The organism is Lewinella sp. LCG006 (assembly GCF_040784935.1).
GTDB lineage: Bacteria > Bacteroidota > Bacteroidia > Chitinophagales > Saprospiraceae > Lewinella.
On sequence record NZ_CP160680.1, the window covers coordinates 202,099 to 219,614 of the forward strand.

Annotated in this window: 11 protein-coding genes; 9 read left to right on the forward strand and 2 right to left on the reverse strand. The window is 50.7% G+C overall.

All coding sequences use genetic code 11. From position 1 onward, the window contains the following. The first annotated feature begins 105 nt into the window (after nucleotides 1-105). From AB0L18_RS00670 to AB0L18_RS00680, 3 genes are all read left to right on the forward strand, one after another. Nucleotides 106-1,251 (forward strand): serine hydrolase domain-containing protein, encoded by a 1,146-nt coding sequence (locus tag AB0L18_RS00670; RefSeq protein WP_367390660.1) that lies wholly within the window; start codon nucleotides 106-108, stop codon nucleotides 1,249-1,251. 346 nt (nucleotides 1,252-1,597) lie between these two features. Next, entirely contained in the window at nucleotides 1,598-2,521 is a 924-nt protein-coding gene (locus AB0L18_RS00675) for a serine hydrolase (protein ID WP_367390661.1), read from the forward strand. A 317-nt stretch (nucleotides 2,522-2,838) separates the two neighbouring features. Next, on the forward strand, nucleotides 2,839-5,640 hold the full coding sequence (locus tag AB0L18_RS00680; protein WP_367390662.1) for a hypothetical protein: 2,802 nt from the start codon (nucleotides 2,839-2,841) through the stop codon (nucleotides 5,638-5,640). On the opposite strand, the gene AB0L18_RS00685 is transcribed toward AB0L18_RS00680, so the two are convergent. Together AB0L18_RS00685 and AB0L18_RS00690 are read right to left on the reverse strand one after the other, a co-directional pair. Next, nucleotides 5,624-6,883: a serine hydrolase gene (locus tag AB0L18_RS00685; RefSeq protein ID WP_367390663.1), complete on the reverse strand. Its 1,260-nt coding sequence runs from the start codon at nucleotides 6,881-6,883 to the stop codon at nucleotides 5,624-5,626. The genes AB0L18_RS00680 and AB0L18_RS00685 overlap by 17 nt on opposite strands. 1 nt (nucleotide 6,884) lies before the next feature. Further along, on the reverse strand, nucleotides 6,885-9,800 hold the full coding sequence (locus tag AB0L18_RS00690; protein WP_367390664.1) for a PEP/pyruvate-binding domain-containing protein: 2,916 nt from the start codon (nucleotides 9,798-9,800) through the stop codon (nucleotides 6,885-6,887). A 238-nt stretch (nucleotides 9,801-10,038) separates the two neighbouring features. On the opposite strand from AB0L18_RS00690, the gene AB0L18_RS00695 reads away from it, so the two are divergent. The 6 genes from AB0L18_RS00695 (at nucleotide 10,039) to AB0L18_RS00720 (ending at nucleotide 17,339) form a co-directional block, all read left to right on the forward strand. Then, nucleotides 10,039-10,752, forward strand: a complete 714-nt coding sequence (locus tag AB0L18_RS00695; protein WP_367393198.1) for a prolipoprotein diacylglyceryl transferase — start codon at nucleotides 10,039-10,041, stop codon at nucleotides 10,750-10,752. A gap of 162 nt (nucleotides 10,753-10,914) precedes the next feature. Further along, the gene (locus AB0L18_RS00700) at nucleotides 10,915-12,306 is read left to right on the forward strand and encodes a radical SAM protein (RefSeq protein ID WP_367390665.1); all 1,392 of its coding nucleotides are present in this window, start codon (nucleotides 10,915-10,917) and stop codon (nucleotides 12,304-12,306) included. Continuing rightward, complete coding sequence (locus tag AB0L18_RS00705; protein WP_367390666.1) at nucleotides 12,303-12,506, forward strand: hypothetical protein; 204 nt, start codon at nucleotides 12,303-12,305, stop codon at nucleotides 12,504-12,506. Before AB0L18_RS00700 ends, AB0L18_RS00705 begins: the two co-directional genes overlap by 4 nt. Before the next feature lie 428 nt (nucleotides 12,507-12,934). Beyond that, a complete protein-coding gene (locus AB0L18_RS00710; protein ID WP_367390667.1) occupies nucleotides 12,935-15,601 on the forward strand; it encodes a hypothetical protein in 2,667 nt (888 codons plus the stop codon). Beyond that, nucleotides 15,598-16,809 (forward strand): hypothetical protein, encoded by a 1,212-nt coding sequence (locus tag AB0L18_RS00715; protein WP_367390668.1) that lies wholly within the window; start codon nucleotides 15,598-15,600, stop codon nucleotides 16,807-16,809. Before AB0L18_RS00710 ends, AB0L18_RS00715 begins: the two co-directional genes overlap by 4 nt. Further along, nucleotides 16,806-17,339: a hypothetical protein gene (locus tag AB0L18_RS00720; RefSeq protein ID WP_367390669.1), complete on the forward strand. Its 534-nt coding sequence runs from the start codon at nucleotides 16,806-16,808 to the stop codon at nucleotides 17,337-17,339. Before AB0L18_RS00715 ends, AB0L18_RS00720 begins: the two co-directional genes overlap by 4 nt. Nucleotides 17,340-17,516 lie beyond the last annotated feature (177 nt).

A 17,516-nucleotide genomic window follows, 5' to 3' on the forward strand; every position in this document is an offset into this window, starting at 1 on the left:
GCGTGTTGGTCAACTTTACTTTACAAGTATAATGTATTTTGCAAGAAAGTACAAGCCCTCTTATTGGCCGTGGCTAAATAGGCATAAATCAATTATCTTCACCTCATGAAAAATCGCAACGCCATCCTCCTCGTCTTTTTGGTCTTCCTTTTTGTGCAGCTTGATGCCCAGTACTACCCCGAAAAATGGGTGTGGGAAGAACGAACGCCCTCTTCCCAAGGTTTTGATGCGGCCCTGCTCGACTCCGCCGTGAGCTTTGCGCTCAACAACGAATACAGCGGGCAAAAAGACCTGCGACTGGCCATCCTCGAAGGTTTTAGTCGGGAACCAGGGCACGCGCTCCAAGGGCCCACCAAAGCGCGTGGCGGCCCAGCGGGGATCATCCTCAAAAACGGCTATATCGTCGCGCAGTGGGGCGATGTACAACGGGTAGATATGACCTTTAGCGTCACCAAAAGCTATTTGTCAACGATCGCCGGATTGGCCCTCGAAGATGGGCTCATCCAGTCGGTAAAAGACCCCGTGAAAGACTACGTTTGGGACGGCACTTTCGACGGCGAGCACAATGGCAAAATCACCTGGGAGCACCTCCTGCACCAAACCTCCGACTGGTCGGGCGCCCTCTTTGGCCTCTACGACTGGGCCGACCGCCCCGATCGCGAGGGCTCCTTTGATGAATGGCGCTACCGCGAGCTGCACGAGCCGGGTACGCACTACAAATACAACGATGTCCGTGTCAACGTGCTGGCCTATTCCCTACTGCAAGTGTGGCGGCGGCCGCTACCCCAGGTCCTCAAAGAAAGGATCATGGACCCCATCGGTGCCAGCACAAGCTGGCGCTGGTATGGCTACGACAATACCTGGGTCAATATAGATGGTGTAGAGATGCAATCCGTCAGCGGCGGTGGCCATCACGGCGGCGGCATCTTCATCAATACCCTGGACCACGCCCGCCTGGGCCTCTTGTTTGCCCGCAAGGGACAATGGCAAGGCCAACAACTGATCGCCAAATCCTGGACTGACATGATCCAGACGCCCACCCCGGCCAACGCCAGCTACGGCTACATGTGGTGGCTCAACCAGGGCGAACGCGCCTGGGAAGGCGTACCCGGCCACCTGTACTACGCCGCCGGCTTTGGGGGCAACTTCATCGTCGTAGACGAACAAAACGATCTCGTCATCGTCACCCGCTGGCTACAGCCTTCGGAGATTGGGGAGATGGTGAGGAGGGTTTATCAAAGTCGGAAATGATGGGGTAAGGGTGTAAAAGTGTAAAAGTGTAAGGGTGTAAGGGTTGTTTGACTTCCACTTACCCAACCTTTACACCTTGTTCAAAGTGAACAATCGGACGTCGGAGGTAGATAATGCTACTAGCAGCACCACATGGCATAACCCTTACACCTTTACACCCAACCAACCCTTCCACCCTTAAGTCATAACCACGTAAAAAACAGCTATTTAAGGCACAAATTGTACTTTTAACACTTATTGCTAAAAGGTTTGAAAAATAATTTCGATCTTTGAAGTGTTACTTTCGCCATTATTAGCCGTTAAGCGTGTGACTTTTGTCGGAATAATACGTCATCAAACCTTTTTTATGTCAAAAACTATATTGTTTTTCTCTGTTTTCTTCGCCTGTATGCTTTTTGGTAATTCCCCGGTAACTACGATCAGCCCGATGCTTGAAGAGGAAGTCGTTGAGGCGGCTCCTTTCCAACCATTGCGTAGTATGGCCGATGCGGATTTGCAAACAGCTTTGGAAAATGTACTCAACCGCAATCCACAATGGCAATCCTTGATTCGCAACAAAAAAATGGCCGTTAGCCTGGTGGATATGAGACAGGAGAACGCTCCACGCTTGGCCAATGTCAACGGCGACCACATGATGTACGCCGCTAGCTTACCGAAAATTGCTGTGCTGCTTGCTGCTATGGACGCCCTCGAAAAAGGCGAACTTGTTGAGACGCCAGAAATTACCAGTGACATGCGGCAAATGATTGCTCGCTCGAACAACGCAGCGACGACCCGCATGATCGACCGTCTGGGTTTTGCTAAAATCCAGGCCGTTATGACCGACCCTGCCTACAAACTCTACGATCCTGAACAGGGAGGAGGAATTTGGGTAGGCAAGCGCTACGGCAGTGGCGGCGGGCGCAATCCAGACCCCATCAAAGGGCTTAGCCACGCAGCTACGACCACGCAGGTATGCCGTTTCTACTACCTGATGTCACAGAAAAAATTCGTCACACCTGAACGCTCAGAGCAGATGATGTCGATTATGGTTGATCCTGAGTTGCACCACAAATTTGTCAATACGCTGGATCGGATCGCTCCGGATGCTAAGGTCTTCCGTAAATCTGGCTCTTGGCAAACTTACCACTCTGATTCAGTGATGGTGATGGGCCCCAACCGCCAATACATCCTTTCTGCTTTGATCGATGATGCAAACGGTGAGGTCATTTGCCGCGAATTGGTAACGGCCATTGAACAAGCTTTGGCCATTGCTTCGGTACAATCCTAAAAGCAACCATCGAACTTTCAACAAAAGCGGTTCGTTACGGCTATATGCCTAACGAACCGCTTTTGATTTGTCTTACTTAGTAATTTAGCTTCGCTGATGACCTTCGGTGATCGTCACTTCGTTCCTCGGAGTTGTCGTACCCCCTCAGAGTTGATGGAAATAACTGATTCCATTTTTACGCTTACTCAACGAATCCTTATTAATTTCTGACGTATACTGGATAAAGCTGTTGATTTTTTAAGAATTTCCGTAGGTTCGGCCTGTAATAATGATGATCTATAATCTTCGATTCCAAACCCCACAAATTGCGTTTCCCCATGTCGGTTCCCCAGCTTAGAATGAAGCTGCAATTGCACGAAGGAGAAGGCCGCCGCCTGTTCCCATTGTTGTTGCTGATGTTTCTGACGCTGACGAACCTCATTCTGTTGAAATCTACTGCCAGTAGTTTGTTTTTGGCCGAGCTAGGTGCTGCACAGCTCCCAATAGCTTTTTTGTGGGTCGCCGTCACTGCCACGGTTAGCACACTGGTATTTTCGGTGCTCAGCCAGCGCTTTGCCCTCACTACACTTATCCAGTTTACCCACGTTGTCACGGCTGGTATTACACTCTGGTTTATGCTCTTGCTGAAATTCAGCGAGCCTGGACGTGGACAGTTGTACATTTTCTACGTTTGGAGCAACCTCTTCGGCGTGATTACCGTTTCCCAGGTCTATCTGCTGGCCGGAGAGCTGTTTGGAATAAGGGAAGCCAAGCGGCTCTTTGTATGGGTAGGAGTCGCGGCCATCAGTGGCGGGGTTTTCGGAGGCTACCTCACCAGTGTTTTGGCGACTTTCCTCAGCAGTGCTTCCTTGCTTGGTACGGCCGCAGCGCTTTCTGGTGCCTGTTTCCTATCAGCCCTTTACTTGCGCCGATTCTCCCATGTTCCACAAACGGAAGAAGTCAACTCATTGACGGTCATTTGGCGAGAATTTTGGTATCCTTTTCAGTATTTTCGTCAATCGCACTACCTGCACCTGGTCGCAGGCATCGTCTTTCTGGCGGTCATTGTAGCCAAACTTGTTGAATACCAATACAGTAGCTTTGCACTGGAAGCATACCGTGACGTAGAAGACCTTGCTGCCTTCTTTGGCTTTTGGTTGTCGACCATCAGCTTATTATCGTTGGGAGTGCAGGTCTTGTTTACCAAATACGCCCTTAAGAACATAGGTGTTAGTAGAAGTTTACAAATGCTCCCGCTGGGCTTGCTAGGGGCAATGATTGTACTCTTGTTCTTCCCCATCCTTTGGGCGGTTGTCATTGCTCGTGCCATCGATGGCGGCTTTAAACAATCCCTGCATAAATCGGCCTTTGAGCTCTTGCTTTTACCCTTGCCTAATGCGGAGAAGAAATTCAGCAAAACCTTCATTGATGTTTTTGTCGATAGCATAGCCACCGGGATAAGTGGTTTACTGCTCATCTTTTTTGTGAGAGGCGCGGCGCTGCCTACGGAAGCAGTCACCCTTCTCACCATCGTTTTTTTATTAGCCTGGGTGTGGGTGACCTATCATTTAGGAAAAGCTTATTTGAATACTTTTCGCTTACGGCTCAACAAGCGGGACATAGCCGATGTTGTCCCGGGGCTTAGTTTGAAAAAAAACAAAATCTTGCCTGGAATGGCCAGATTGCTGGAAGAAGGTAGTGTTAGTCAGATGACTTACGTCTTGAAAAAATTACCGGCCATTGGACCACAGGACATTTTTGAACAACCCTTGGTTCACCTGCTTGATCATCCTCACTCAGAGATCAGAGTACGCGCCATCACTTGCCTGACAGACTATAAAAGGGTGCGTATCGACAAAAAAATAATGAACCTGCTGGAAGACGACCCTTCTATTTCCGTCAAGGTCGAAGCGCTTTTTTACCTCGTTCGCCGACAACCTCATCAGCAACTACAGCAATTGGTACAATTTCTGGATGATGAGAATGCACTCCTGGCCGATGTTGCACTCCTTACTTTGGTCGCCGAAGTAAGTGGAAACCCTGTTTTATGGAAAAAGTTGAACATCAAAAATCGGCTTGAAACCATGATTGCTACCGTAAGTATGTTGCCAATGGGTACCCATCGAGACGAGCTGCAACTTATTACGGTACGCGCCATCGAGGCGGCCCGGGAACCCGATTTTTACTACAAGCTAGAAGAGTGGCTCCCTGATGCCAACTACGATGTCTCGAAAGGCATCCTTCACGCCATGGGCATTTTGAAAGAGGAACGCTTTTTACCATTTTTATGGGAGCAGTTGAAAAAAGACCATGCCTTGATGGTTTCTCAAATTCTTGCCACTTTTGATGAAGACATCCTACTCCCTTTTCTTGAAAAGAAACTAAGGGGAGAGTCACCCGAGGAACTGCATCTGGCGCCGCGCATCATGGCCAACCTTCCCAGTCCGCGTGGCGTGGCATTCTTGCTTGATCAGCTCAATTCTTCCGACCAGACCATCCGGGATGAAGCGATTAATGCACTTTGTAAAATCCAATCAGAGTGGCCACAAGTTCGTTTTGATCGCAAACGACTACAACGGCAGCTTTTAGAGGAAGCTTCCCTCTTCCAGCGCATGCTTTCTTTGCTTTACGCACAGTTACAAGCCTATCCCAATGATGAAGAGCACCTGCGCAACGCCCGGCGCAACCTTCTGGAACTGCTGGAAACACGCCTTGATCGCAACATCGAGCGCATCTTCCGCCTCCTTGACCTGCGCTATTCTTCTAGTGACTTTTTAACCATTTATATCAACCTCAAAGATGGTCTCCCAGAACAGCGAAGCAGTGCCTTGGAGTTTTTAGAAAACCTGCTCGAACCCTCCCTCATGAAGCTTATCCTGCCGGTGGCCGAGCTGGTCGTCATGGATCTTTCCGTCAATAGCAAGGAAAAATCACTCCCGGTAAAGCTGTTGGAAGAGGAAACCTGCTACCGTGAGATTTTTGCCCTCAACGACCATCAACTCAGTCTTAGTTTGCTCAATTTGATTCGCCAGGACCAAGCCAGCCATTACGCTGCCATTGTGAGACCGTTGACGGCTTCTACTCAACCGCTTCTAAGGACGATCGCCCAGGAAACCCTGGATACTATTGCTCCTGCCTGACAATAGCGTCAATTTGGCCCGCCAGACGACGGTGATCGAAATTGGAGTTTTTGCTAAGCACATTACTCATCAATACCACAATGTATTTCGCACCTTCGGGTTGCTCCACAATGGCTACTGAGTTCATGTAGTTGAAGCGATTGCCCGCGTATTTGCCACAGGGCCCACGCTTGTTGGGATCACAACTGTAAAGGCTACCCGATTTAAAATACAAGGCGGCATCATCCAAGGCCTCGGAAGTACCGTAGCGAATTCGGCGATCCGTCATATACAACAGGCGCTTCATCTCCAGGCTGGAGCGAGGATCCGTCACCCGTCCACTTTCCAGCGCGATCAGGAATTTCATCAAGCCCTTGGGGCTACCAATACTCCCCCCTTGCCCGGGGATAATGTTACTGGCACCGCGGGTAAACATCAGCCCTAACCGCCATTCCTCGGGGTCGATACCCAGCGCAACCAGTGGACAGCTTACCACGTCGATAGCTAAATCCATCAACTCTTTACGGGGGGTGTTTTTCAGGTATTCTTGTACATCCGTTTCGTTCAGGCAAGGATACTCCGACTGAAAGACGCGCATCAACAACACTTCGCGCCAAAGTACCGAAGCAGCACCATTGTTGCTCACAGAAACCATGTGGTCAGCCCATTCAAAAAGGCTAAACTCGTCGCTTTCCCTTACCTGTCGTTTGTAATACTTCCCCCCGTCCAATTCGTAAAAAGGAACGGTATGCTCATCGTACACAGCAAAAGGACCACCTCGTACAACCCGCTCTTTGAGCAAAGCTATACGCGCATCGAAATTGAAAGGATAGATATTTTCCAGTTCACAAAACAAGCCGGCTAAAACCGCGAGCTTGCCAACACTTCCTGGCTGGAAGCCACGCGTAGGCTGCCGGTCTGCGTAGCGAATGGGGCGTCCTGGGGTAACGTCGAGTAAGGCTACGGAATAACTCTCATTGAGGTTGGGAAACAGCCCGTTGAGTGTTTCTTGTAAAGCAGGGTCGGGCGTTGGGTAATCGAGCATTGGACCATGATCAGCATTGTACAAATTGAGCTTGATCTGCTCCGTCGTTAGTAAAGCGCCGTTGGGGGGCATCTTTTCATCGATTTCGCCCAGAATAATGCGCTCAAGTCTTAATAAACGACGAATCCCCGTATAAAGGTAGCCATCGATAGGATAAGCAAAACTCAAGGATGGTATACTCACCATCAGTACCAGCAAAAGTATTACAGAACGTAGCATATTAAATTTTTTGGGTCAAATCTACCGCTTGGTAGGGTTCGTAACGGGGGTTAATAGACTGGAGATAACCGGAAGCGGCAGCCTGCTTGTTTTCCACAAAAGGCCGTACCTGGAACAACCATAAATGATCGTCTTTGAAGCCCATTTCCATATCGTAAGTAATGGGTTTACTGCCTTCTTCCCGAGGATAGTTGGCTTCGACAAAATCACTAAGGTTTTTGATGCTCGTGAGGTTGCGCAGGTTGAGCAGGGGGTTCGCCAGCGGATCAACGCCTTTATTCGTTCCTCCAGTTGTGGGCAGATAAAGGTAATTGACTTCCCGTGCGGGGCTCAGCATGGCAATGTGTCCCGTGGGAAAGATGGTGTACGTTTCGGCACGCTGGCCATCGACGGCCCCTCCTACCCCACGGCTAAAGGCGGCGGTGATCTCATCTAAACGGCCATTGCTGACATTTTGGGTGATCACCACCCCGGAATAATCAACATTGACCCCAGGAATTACTAAAAGCGAGGGGTAGACATTTTCGGGGTTGTTGAGGTAGCGCTGCCGCCACTTGAAGCTCCGCTCAGTATAAGGCGAAATCCACACTTCGCGGATACCTTGCCAGATTTTCTGCTCGTCACGAACGTTGAAGATGGTCTTGTTCAGGCCAGCGCCGGTAAAGTCTTTCAGGTCTTCCATATTGGTATCACTCCTCAGGAAGACAGGCAATTCGCCGAAAGGCTGGTTCAAAATACGGGCAAATGAGTCGCGAAACTCTTGCTGAAAACCAGGTAAAAAAGGAATGGTCTCCAACATGGTACGCAGTTCTCCGAGATGGGCGAGCAAGTTGGTTTCAATCTCCGCCTCACTTTTACCTGCCGAACGTTCTTGCTCAGCCGTTTTAAACCCTTGCTGTAAAAACGCCCAGTAAGAGAGGTCGCGCCCCGGAATGGTTTGCTCCATGTGGGCTTTGAACAAGCCGAAAGGCAACACAAAACCTTCTACCACCTGCTCGGGAAACATCTGCTTGAGCTGTCCGAGGTTGGCAGCTTTGGGGCCACACCAACGGCCCGAAGAAGCGGCGTTCAACTCCCGCAAATTGATAATCCGGCGGGTTTCCAATTGCATCTTATCCAGGGGCACCGTCACCCGTTCTTCACTGCGCTCCTTGACGGCAAATAGTTCTTTTTCCTGGTCCGACATCTTCTTGGCGGGCTTCAGGATGATCGTGCCACCAGGGGAGACCGCGTAGAAGACTTCATCGCCATTCCAGCGTTTCAGGTCGTTGAGGTTTTCTTCACTGAGCACTGCATTGGGGATGGCCAGGTTGCGCGCCAACAGCTGCACATGGGAAACCATGTTGCCTTCGGAGACGGTAGCAATGCCCGCGACAGGCTTGAGGTCGGCAGGTGGGTGATCAAAAACGTAGATTTTCTTGGGATCAATCTCCATGTCTTCGCTGGCTTCGTCGATGACCACCAGTTCTCCTTTGGCAAAACCAGGGTTCAGGCCGCGCATCGTAGACGGATTGCTCAAGGCCGCAATATCGTTTTTCAGATCGGCCTCCGCCGCCGCAAAAGCACTCAGACGCTCTACCGACATCCCCAACGGCAACAATACCGAAGAGCGAATCAGGTCGTCGATGAAGGTGCGCGCCTTGGGTTCGATGCTCGTAAACATCTCCAATTCTTTTCCGTAAAGGGAACGCGCCAGGTTGGTCGACCATTCCAACAAGCGGCGAGACTGCTCAGCACTGAACAGCAAAGCCCCCAGTGGCATCGTTGTACTGTCTGGCACCGACCACTGGTCAGAAGAGTAGCGGTACCATTCCCAGGGTGCGAGGTAGCCGCTGGCCGCGGTGGCTTGCTCCAGGTAGCAAATTTCTTCCAGCTGCTCCAGGACGGTTGGCTTTTTTTGCTTACCCGCCGTACGGTAAAGCACCTGCTCTAGCATCAGGCTGATGTCCATGGCCGCCAACCGGTACGATCCTCGCGACAAGCTCATGATTTCATCGCGGATATCCCGCATCAGGTCGGAGGTAGCCGAGATGTGCGCAATGTCGGGGCTGTCTTTATGAAAATAAGCCAGGTAGTCATTCACCTTTCCCCGCAGTGGATGATCAGCAGGGAGGCCTTTCAATTGCTGCTTGATTTCTTCGTAGCGATCAAAGCTGTAATGTTGCTCCATCACCTCGATCAGCTCGTTCATGGTTTGTAGCTGATCAGGCTTGAAAGCGGCTTCGTGTTCCTTTTTGAAGGCACGTACCGCCGCCAAATCGGTACGGTCAGGCTGGCCATGTATTTTTACCCGCAGGTCCATGAACTTGGTGTAGGACTCGGACAAAATTTTGGAAAGCGCCCGCATATCAATGGTTCCGGGAGTATCTTCGCGGTGTGGGATACGCTGCACGGCTTGCCGGAGGAGGAAGAAATTTTCGGTCAATTTGTCCTCATCGGCCAGGGCCCAGATGAGGAAATCCTTACCCCATTTTTGCTCGTCTTCGATCTGGAAAGCCCCCCGGTAGTATTGGCCACGCTCCAGTATCCAACCATTGTCATTGAGTTGCAAGTACTTGTCGATCTGGTACTGCTTCAGTCTGGATTGTTGGTAGGAAGCATCCCAGAAGTCGGCCTTTTCACCACCAGCCAGAATTTGGGCCGGGAAGAAATGGTAATCCTTGCCGTAACGAATCAGCTCCGGCGATAGGCGGGCACGCTGGATGGCATCCTTATCATTTGGGCAGGGGTCTTTAGGCTCACGTACGGTGCCATCGCTACAAAACCAGCGAATATCGCGGTAAGGGCCGCGTATGAGGCCGCGCCATTCGGTGATCTGTTCCTTTACTGCTTCTGGGTTTTTAATCTCCTGAGCAACAAGGGTATGTGGCGTAACAAAAGCAATAATGAACAATAGGAATAGCAAGCGTAATACCATCGTAAAGGTTTTTCGGTAATGAAATACAAGATGCTTCAAGGTAAAAAAAATTCAGAGGTTCAACGGCAGGAATTGCTATTTTGTGCGCTCCAGCCGCAAGGTTTTTTGATGGAAGGGTGTAAGGGTACCATGACCATCAACATCAACCATCAACAAACAACAATCAACTTTCAACTTTCAACCATCAACAAACAATCTAACCATCCTCCCCTACGAACCCACCCTCGCCGGCATCACCATCAACGTCCATCTCATTTTGGAGTATTTGGCGTTTTTTCTGGCCTTCCGTTATTATGTTTTTTTGCGTAAGCGGCAAGAAGACACTATCTCTTCCGACAATCGCTTATCCATTATCATCGGTGCCATCTTTGGGGCTTTGCTAGGGTCTCGCCTGGTGGGTTACCTAGAAAACCCTGTCCTGATTTCTTCTGCCGAACAGTTCGTACAATTGATGAATACCAAGACCATCATGGGCGGCCTGTTCGGTGGACTACTAGGAGTAGAACTCGCTAAAAAGATCATTGGCGAAAAACAGTCCTCGGGCGACCTCTTTACGCTTCCCATTATCGTGGGAATTTTCATTGGTAGAATTGGCTGTTTCCTGATGGGCACCAAAGAATTCACTTACGGCAAAGTCACCACCTTCCCGCTGGGCATGGACCTCGGCGATGGCCTGTTGCGGCATCCCCTCGCCCTGTACGAGCTGGTCTTTCTGGCCGGATTGTTTTGGTTGCTAAAACGCTTTCGCGAAACAAAAGACCTCGAAAGTGGAATGTTGTTCAAACTGTTCATGTTGTCCTACTTCGGCTTCCGCTTTTTGCTGGAATTCCTCAAGCCCAATGTTTTCTTTGTGTTGGGGCTGAGTAGTATTCAGTGGTTATGTGTAATTTGTTTTGTGTACTATAAAATAGAGCAACGCAGCAAATCAAGATCACCTAATCGCCTGGACTAATAGGATAGGCCACAGATCTAACGGATAAAACGGGTCGACACGGTTTTCTTTTCAAAAAGTCTGTGCTGATCCTGTTTAATCCGTTTAATCCGTGTTCTATCAAATAGAACACTTCGATAAGCTTGCTTTGACCATAAGAAGATCGTTATTAAAAACTAACAAATGCCTACCAGAAACTACACCTATTACGACTTCACCCTCAGCCTCTGCCCGCAGTGCCTCAAGCGGATTGATGCCAAAATTGTCTTTGAAGACGAGAAGGTGTACATGCTCAAGCGCTGTCCCGAACATGGCCGCAGCAAAGTGTTGATCGCCGACGATATTGCTTACTACAAAAACATCCGCAACTACAACAAGCCCTCCGAGACGCCCTATAAGTTCAATACCGCGACTCACTACGGCTGCCCTTACGACTGTGGTTTGTGCCCCGACCACGAGCAGCATTCCTGCCTCACGGTGGTGGAGGTCACCGATCGTTGCAACCTCAGCTGCCCTACCTGTTATGCGGGCTCCTCCCCTACCTACGGGCGGCATCGCACCCTCGACGAGATCAAAGCCATGCTAGACGCGGTGGTTGAGAACGAAAAGGAACCCGACGTGGTGCAAATCAGCGGCGGCGAACCAACCATTCATCCGCAGTTTTTCGAAATATTGGATTACGCCAAGTCGCTGCCCATCAAGCACCTGATGCTCAATACCAATGGCATCATGATTGCCAAAGACCAGGCTTTCGTCGAAAGGCTGGCCAGCTATCAGCCCGATTTTGAAATCTATCTTCAGTTCGATTCTTTCAAAAAAGAGGTACTGGAAACCATGCGCGGGGCCAATCTTACGAAAATAAGGGAAGAAGCACTGGCCCGGCTGAACGCCCTGAACCTGTCGACCACGCTGGTCGTCACCCTACAGAAAAACCTCAATGACGATGAAATTGGCAAGATCATTGACTTTGCTTTAAAGCAAAAATGTGTGCGGGGTGTTACCCTGCAGCCCACCCAAATAGCCGGGCGACTGGAAAACTTTGATGCCCAAACGGATCGCATCACCCTCACGGAAGTACGCCGTAAAATCCTGGAACAAACCAATGTTTTTCAGGCCGACGACCTCATTCCCGTGCCCTGCAACCCGGATGCCCTCGTCATGGGCTACGCTCTCAAATTAGGCGACGAAGTAGTGCCCCTCACCCGCTACATCAATCCCGTCGACCTGCTGGACAACAGCAAGAACACCATCATTTACGAGCAAGATGAGCAGCTACACGGCAAGATGATTGAGCTCTTCTCCACTGGCAACTCGGTGGACAGTGCCAGTGAGAACCTGCATTCCATCTTGTGCTGCCTGCCTCGTATTGATGCGCCGAACCTGGGGTACGACAACCTCTTCCGGGTCATCATCATGCAGTTTATTGATGCTTACAATTTCGATGTGCGGGCGATCAAAAAATCCTGTGTTCACATCGTGAACAAAGACAACAAAATCATCCCGTTTGAGACCATGAACCTGTTTTATCGCGATGATAAACTGGCTTATTTGAAAACCCTCCAAAATCAAGCATGATGCTATTACTCGAAGTAGGAAATCTAGGCGGCATATTTTTGATCATTTTCCTGATCATGCACCTGCCTTCTATTGTGCTAGGTATCATCGGCCTAGCCATCAAAAACAACAAGCCAAAAGCCGCAAAGACCTTGTTTATTATTGCTGGCGTCTACCTGGTGATCAGCTATGGGACTTGTGGAGCGATGATGGGGTTCTGAGGGGAAAGAATTGTACTTTTTTGTTCTTTTCGAGGGAGGGTCACGCAGTGACAGGGGAAGGCTACCTTCGCCGCGAGGGCTATTCTCCCTCGATCCTGTGGATCGGTCCCTGCAAATACGAAAACGGAATTTTGCGGACATCCCGACGCAGGCACAGCCAACGCCGAACAAAAGGGCAGTAGAATATAGCAGAGGTAGATTACCTTGCGTCACTCCTTCCTCGGGAGGAAGGAGCCGGAGGATGGAGCTAAACCAGCGCGCAAGGCGTAGCCTGTAGCGCGACGCAGGGACGGCCCTACCGTATGGCTCCAAAAACAATAAATAACGGTCTCTGTAACAACGAAATAGACCTCTACCACAAGCTAGAAGCCGCGAATACTCCCCTGCTTATTCCTTCCCAACAAATTACTTATTACTTTTGCCACCCTATGCTAGCAAAACTTATTCTCATCCGGGCCTGTACTTACGACCTGGCCGAACTGGATTTTAGCCACGGCGATGCCATGCAGCTCGTGGGGGGCAACAACGTGGGCAAGAGCTCGATGATTTATGCGCTCAATTTTCTGTTTGTGATCAACCGCAAGCGGATGTCTTTTATGGGGCGCAAACCGGCGGATAAAACCACCATGGAATACTATTTCCCCACCGCGGAGAATAGCTTTGTGGTCTTTGAAATCAGCAAGCGGGGGCGCAAATACTGCATCCTGGTATGGCGCGATGGCGGCGGTAATGCCTGCTACGGCCGACTGGAACACGCTTACGAACGGGGCTTATTTTTTGAAGAAGAAGACGGTGGCCTCCAACCGCTCAGTCTGAGTGCGCTGCGGCGCAAATGGCTCCTTCAGGGGATCAAATTGACGATACTCAAGAACAATCCGGAGATTTTTCGCACGGTCTACCATACGGGTAAAGCCAACGACGCGGCGGTCTGGCTACGCAGCAGTGGACACGGGCGCGGCGCCGAAGGGTTTAGTAAACTGTATCGCTACCTGATTGATACGCGCCTGATTGATGATACGGCATTGCGCGAGATTCTCTTGCTAGCCGATCACCGCAGCGAAGACAAACTCAGCTACAGCGGTATCAACCTCTCCGATATTGAACGCTTGCGCAAGCTGAAGGCGCAGGCCGACCTGCTCCATAAGAACCAGGACAAATTTGCCCAATTCCGCGACGGCTACCAGCGGCTGGCCAGCGACCAGGAAGAACTCAACCAGATGGCCGCGGCTTTCCGCTTTCATTCGACGCAGATACGTGCCGAGATGGAAGTCAATCAACACCGCTACCAGGAAGACCTCCTCAATGGGCAGGAGCAACTGGCGCGTATCCAGGCCAAATACCAGGAAGTGCAGCGCGAAATCGGCGCACTGCAAGCCCAAAAGCGCAGCGGACAACAGCAGTTGGAAAGCATCCAAAAGTCGATCGCAGACATCAAGGCCTTACCTACGGAAGATTTTCTGCACAATAGCCGCGAGAATATCCAGGCCGCCGTCAACAACCTGCAGTTTCAGTTAACGGAATTGGGGCAACTGAAAATTAGCCCCGCCGAACTGAAAGCGCGAATTGCGAAATCTCAACAGCGGATTGCCCAACTGAGCCAGCAGCGCGACAACCTCGCCAATTGGCTAATCTTTCACCTGGCTGAAAGAGACGAAGACCGACAGCTGCTCAATGCCGTATTGAGCCCCGCCACGGCGCGTTTGGATGCGGCGGCTTTGCGCAAAAAAATCACCAGCACCGACACACTGGTCAAGCTTTTTGACGGTGCGTTGGAATTGCCCAAAGACTTCAAGCTCCCGGAGCTGCCCAACCCCGAGCAGATTGCCGCAGAAATAGCCGAAGAACAAGAAAAACTCACCCGTAATGAACGCCTGCTGCAAGCCGCACAAAACCGAGCGGAACTGGAAAAGGAAGTTCAGGACAACCGACAGAAATTAGCTACCATCCAGTCGCAGTTGCAACAAATTGCCAATTTACCGCAATTGGAAAGCCAAGCCCAGGAGCAGGTCGCTACCCAGCAGGAGCAGGCGACCCAACTGGAAACCCTGGAAAGCGATAGCCGCCGCCTGACCGAAGACCTGCGTCTGCGCAACCAGGAGCAAGAACTTCTGCGAGAAAAGCAGCGGGACTACAAAAACCGCGAGCAACGCATTATGAACTGGCTGCGAAAGCTGGAGAGTTTCCAGCTAGACACGCAAAAAACGGTTTACACCCCTACCGGCCAGGCACCACCCGACCTGGAACGCCTGTTCAATGAGCTGGAAAAGCGCTATATGCAACTCAAAGAGTTGCTCAACAGTACCCGTAGTGCTTTTGAATTCCTGCGGCGGGATTTGCTTTCTGAAACCGCTGATGAAGCAACCTTCATCGAAGAAACCGACCAGGCTTATAAAGGACTGGATGATCAGGAAAAGGTCATCGACTCGCTGGTAGATAGTATTGGGCAGCGGTTTGCCAATCCGGCCTCCGACTTTTTGCACCAGTATGGCTTGTTCCGTGATTTCATCAACCAGAAGTTTAATCGGAGTCTGGCCAAGTTGCATATTTCCAATATCGAAGCCTTGCGCATCGAGCTGGTACCTAATGATCGCCTGCAAACCGACTTGCGAAAAATCGGGGAGTTGGACTTGAGCAGCAACAGCCTTTTTGGAGGCGAACGGGGTGGCCTTACCGTCTTGCGGCGCTACATTGAGCAAGGCAAAGACATTGATTTCAGCGACCTGTTCAGCTTACAGCTTAAGCTGACCATTGCTGGCAAAGAGAAAACCGTCGACCTGAGCAAGCAGGTAGAAAGCGACGGTACCGACCGGATGCTGCGTCTCGTGATCGTGATGCAGGTGATCAGCCGCCTGGTGGATTTGAGCCCCGAAAACCGCATCGTCATGTTCATTGATGAAATCGCGACCATCGATGGTAAGAACCGCCCACAGTTGGTGGATTTTTGTCGGGAACACCACTTCTACCCCATTTTCGCTGCGCCAGAGATGGTGGAAGGCTTTGACCGCTACGTGCTCATCAACCGCATGTCCAACAAACGTTTGGTGGTAGAGGAAGGAAAACACTACGTCGATGTCGAAAGAAATCCAGCGCTATGATCTTGAAAGCAGAGCCCAGGACGATCATGCGCTTTATCGAAGACAACTTCGAGGCGCTGAGCCAGTTGTACCGCATCCAGCTCAAGAAAAACATCATTCCGGCGGAGAGCTTCGACGAGGTGACGCGCCACAAGGGGGACATTGTGACGCGCCGGCTGTCGGCCTTTAAGATCATGCGCCCCGTGGGTGACGACTACCGTCTGGCGGAAGAAGTAGGTGCTTATCTAGGGTTCCTGATGCAGGAATTCAAGCCGCTGTTGCCGGAACAGTTGCGGCGCTACCATACCTCTATACAAGATGTTTACGAGCTGCTGACCATCCGCCCCAACCTGGATGACAAGACCCGTAGCCTGCGGTTGGAACACCTCTACAACGAGGTGCAGAGTTTTCTGGACAACGTCACCAACAACACCTATACCCTGCTCAAACGCAGTCAGCGCCTGAAGGTGAACCGCCAGCAGATGACCTACTCCGAGCGAGTCAAGGAAGCACGCCTGCTGATTGAGCAATACATCGATCCGCTAAATCGGATTGTGAACCTGAACGATGCCAACTCCATCGCTTCACTGCTACAAAATATTGGCCGCGAAATCAACCTGGATCGGATGGCCAGCTATCCGCCTTCCGTCATTGAGCGCTACGAGCAGTTGGACAACCTCTTGCGGCAAGTGAACACCCGCTTGCAACGCGAAAGCGACGTTATCCGCCGGGAGCTTACCCCCCTCATCGAGCGCATCAAGCGGGAGAGTGAGGTGCTGGGCGGCTGGCTGGTCTTTTTGGAGCGCCCGCTGCTAATGACCGTTCCCGACTTCGCCAAGCGGAACCCGCAAAATATCTTTGGTGACCAAACGGCGGCCGACCTCAAGATTTACATGGAGCAGTTTCGGCAGCACCGGCAAGCTTCGCGCATCAAGTTATCGGAAGGCCCCGTGGTGCAAGAAACGCCCCTGCTGGATCGCCAGCTCTACCGCAAACGGCTGAAGGCAGCCTTACCGATCAACGACTTTTTCACCTGGTGCCTACAAGCCATAGCCGACCATCCACCCGAACGGCAAGAAAGTGATCTTTTTGAATTGACGAGTCTGCTTTTTAGCTCCGAAGAGCAATACGAACTGGTGTTCAGCGGCCAGCGGCAGCGCGTGCAGCTCAATAAGCAACACTATATCCTGCCGCTGTTCCAAGTGACGATAAAACCTGAGCAACCATGACCTATCCACCAGAACATTACGAAATTGTCAAAGCATTACTCTCCGAAGGGCGTTTCCTCTTGGAGGGGGAAGCCGCTTTTTTGTCCTTACGGGAAAACAAGGATTTTTACACCAAATTTTTCCACGCGTCTTTCCGGCTAGACCTAAGTATTACGGCCGATTACGCGCTGTTGAAGAGCAGTAAGGACGTCGATAATGTGGCGCGTTCGATCTGTGTCTACCTGGCCATCCTCTGTTATGAGCTTGATCACCAGGATGGGAATTTGCTGGAAATTTTGTCTTTCAACACCTTCTCCATTACCGAATGGGAAGATCGCTTTGAGCAATCGTCCTACTACAATGTCATGGAAGCTACCGACCGCTTGCGCAATGCTCATCAGCGGCAGAAGTTTTACCAGTTGCTGGCGCGGCGCGGGCTCATCAAGCGTATTGATGACGATCTGTTTCAGTTTACACCAGCGCATCGGTACTTTTTGGAGTATGCGCGGGAGTTGAATATGCGGGAAATGACTAGGATTGTAGGATTGTAGGATTATGGGATTTTGAGATTTTGAGATTTGGGGGGCGTAAGATGGTGATTTGTTTCAGTTTATTCCAATGGCTTTTATCGAGAAATAATCTGGGTAAAAGTCGCCGTTCTATTCGCGGCAATAGATGTTTTCCTGGCATTTATGTATTATCATACTGTTTGCTAGAGAAGGAAACAG

Coding starts and splice junctions, on each gene's coding strand:
- AB0L18_RS00670 (WP_367390660.1), top strand. CDS start 106: ATGAAAAATCGCAACGCCATCCTCCTCGTCTTTTTGGTCTTCCTTTTT.
- AB0L18_RS00675 (WP_367390661.1), top strand. CDS start 1,598: ATGTCAAAAACTATATTGTTTTTCTCTGTTTTCTTCGCCTGTATGCTT.
- AB0L18_RS00680 (WP_367390662.1), top strand. CDS start 2,839: ATGTCGGTTCCCCAGCTTAGAATGAAGCTGCAATTGCACGAAGGAGAA.
- AB0L18_RS00685 (WP_367390663.1), bottom strand. CDS start 6,883: ATGCTACGTTCTGTAATACTTTTGCTGGTACTGATGGTGAGTATACCA.
- AB0L18_RS00690 (WP_367390664.1), bottom strand. CDS start 9,800: ATGGTATTACGCTTGCTATTCCTATTGTTCATTATTGCTTTTGTTACG.
- AB0L18_RS00700 (WP_367390665.1), top strand. CDS start 10,915: ATGCCTACCAGAAACTACACCTATTACGACTTCACCCTCAGCCTCTGC.
- AB0L18_RS00705 (WP_367390666.1), top strand. CDS start 12,303: ATGATGCTATTACTCGAAGTAGGAAATCTAGGCGGCATATTTTTGATC.
- AB0L18_RS00710 (WP_367390667.1), top strand. CDS start 12,935: ATGCTAGCAAAACTTATTCTCATCCGGGCCTGTACTTACGACCTGGCC.
- AB0L18_RS00715 (WP_367390668.1), top strand. CDS start 15,598: ATGATCTTGAAAGCAGAGCCCAGGACGATCATGCGCTTTATCGAAGAC.
- AB0L18_RS00720 (WP_367390669.1), top strand. CDS start 16,806: ATGACCTATCCACCAGAACATTACGAAATTGTCAAAGCATTACTCTCC.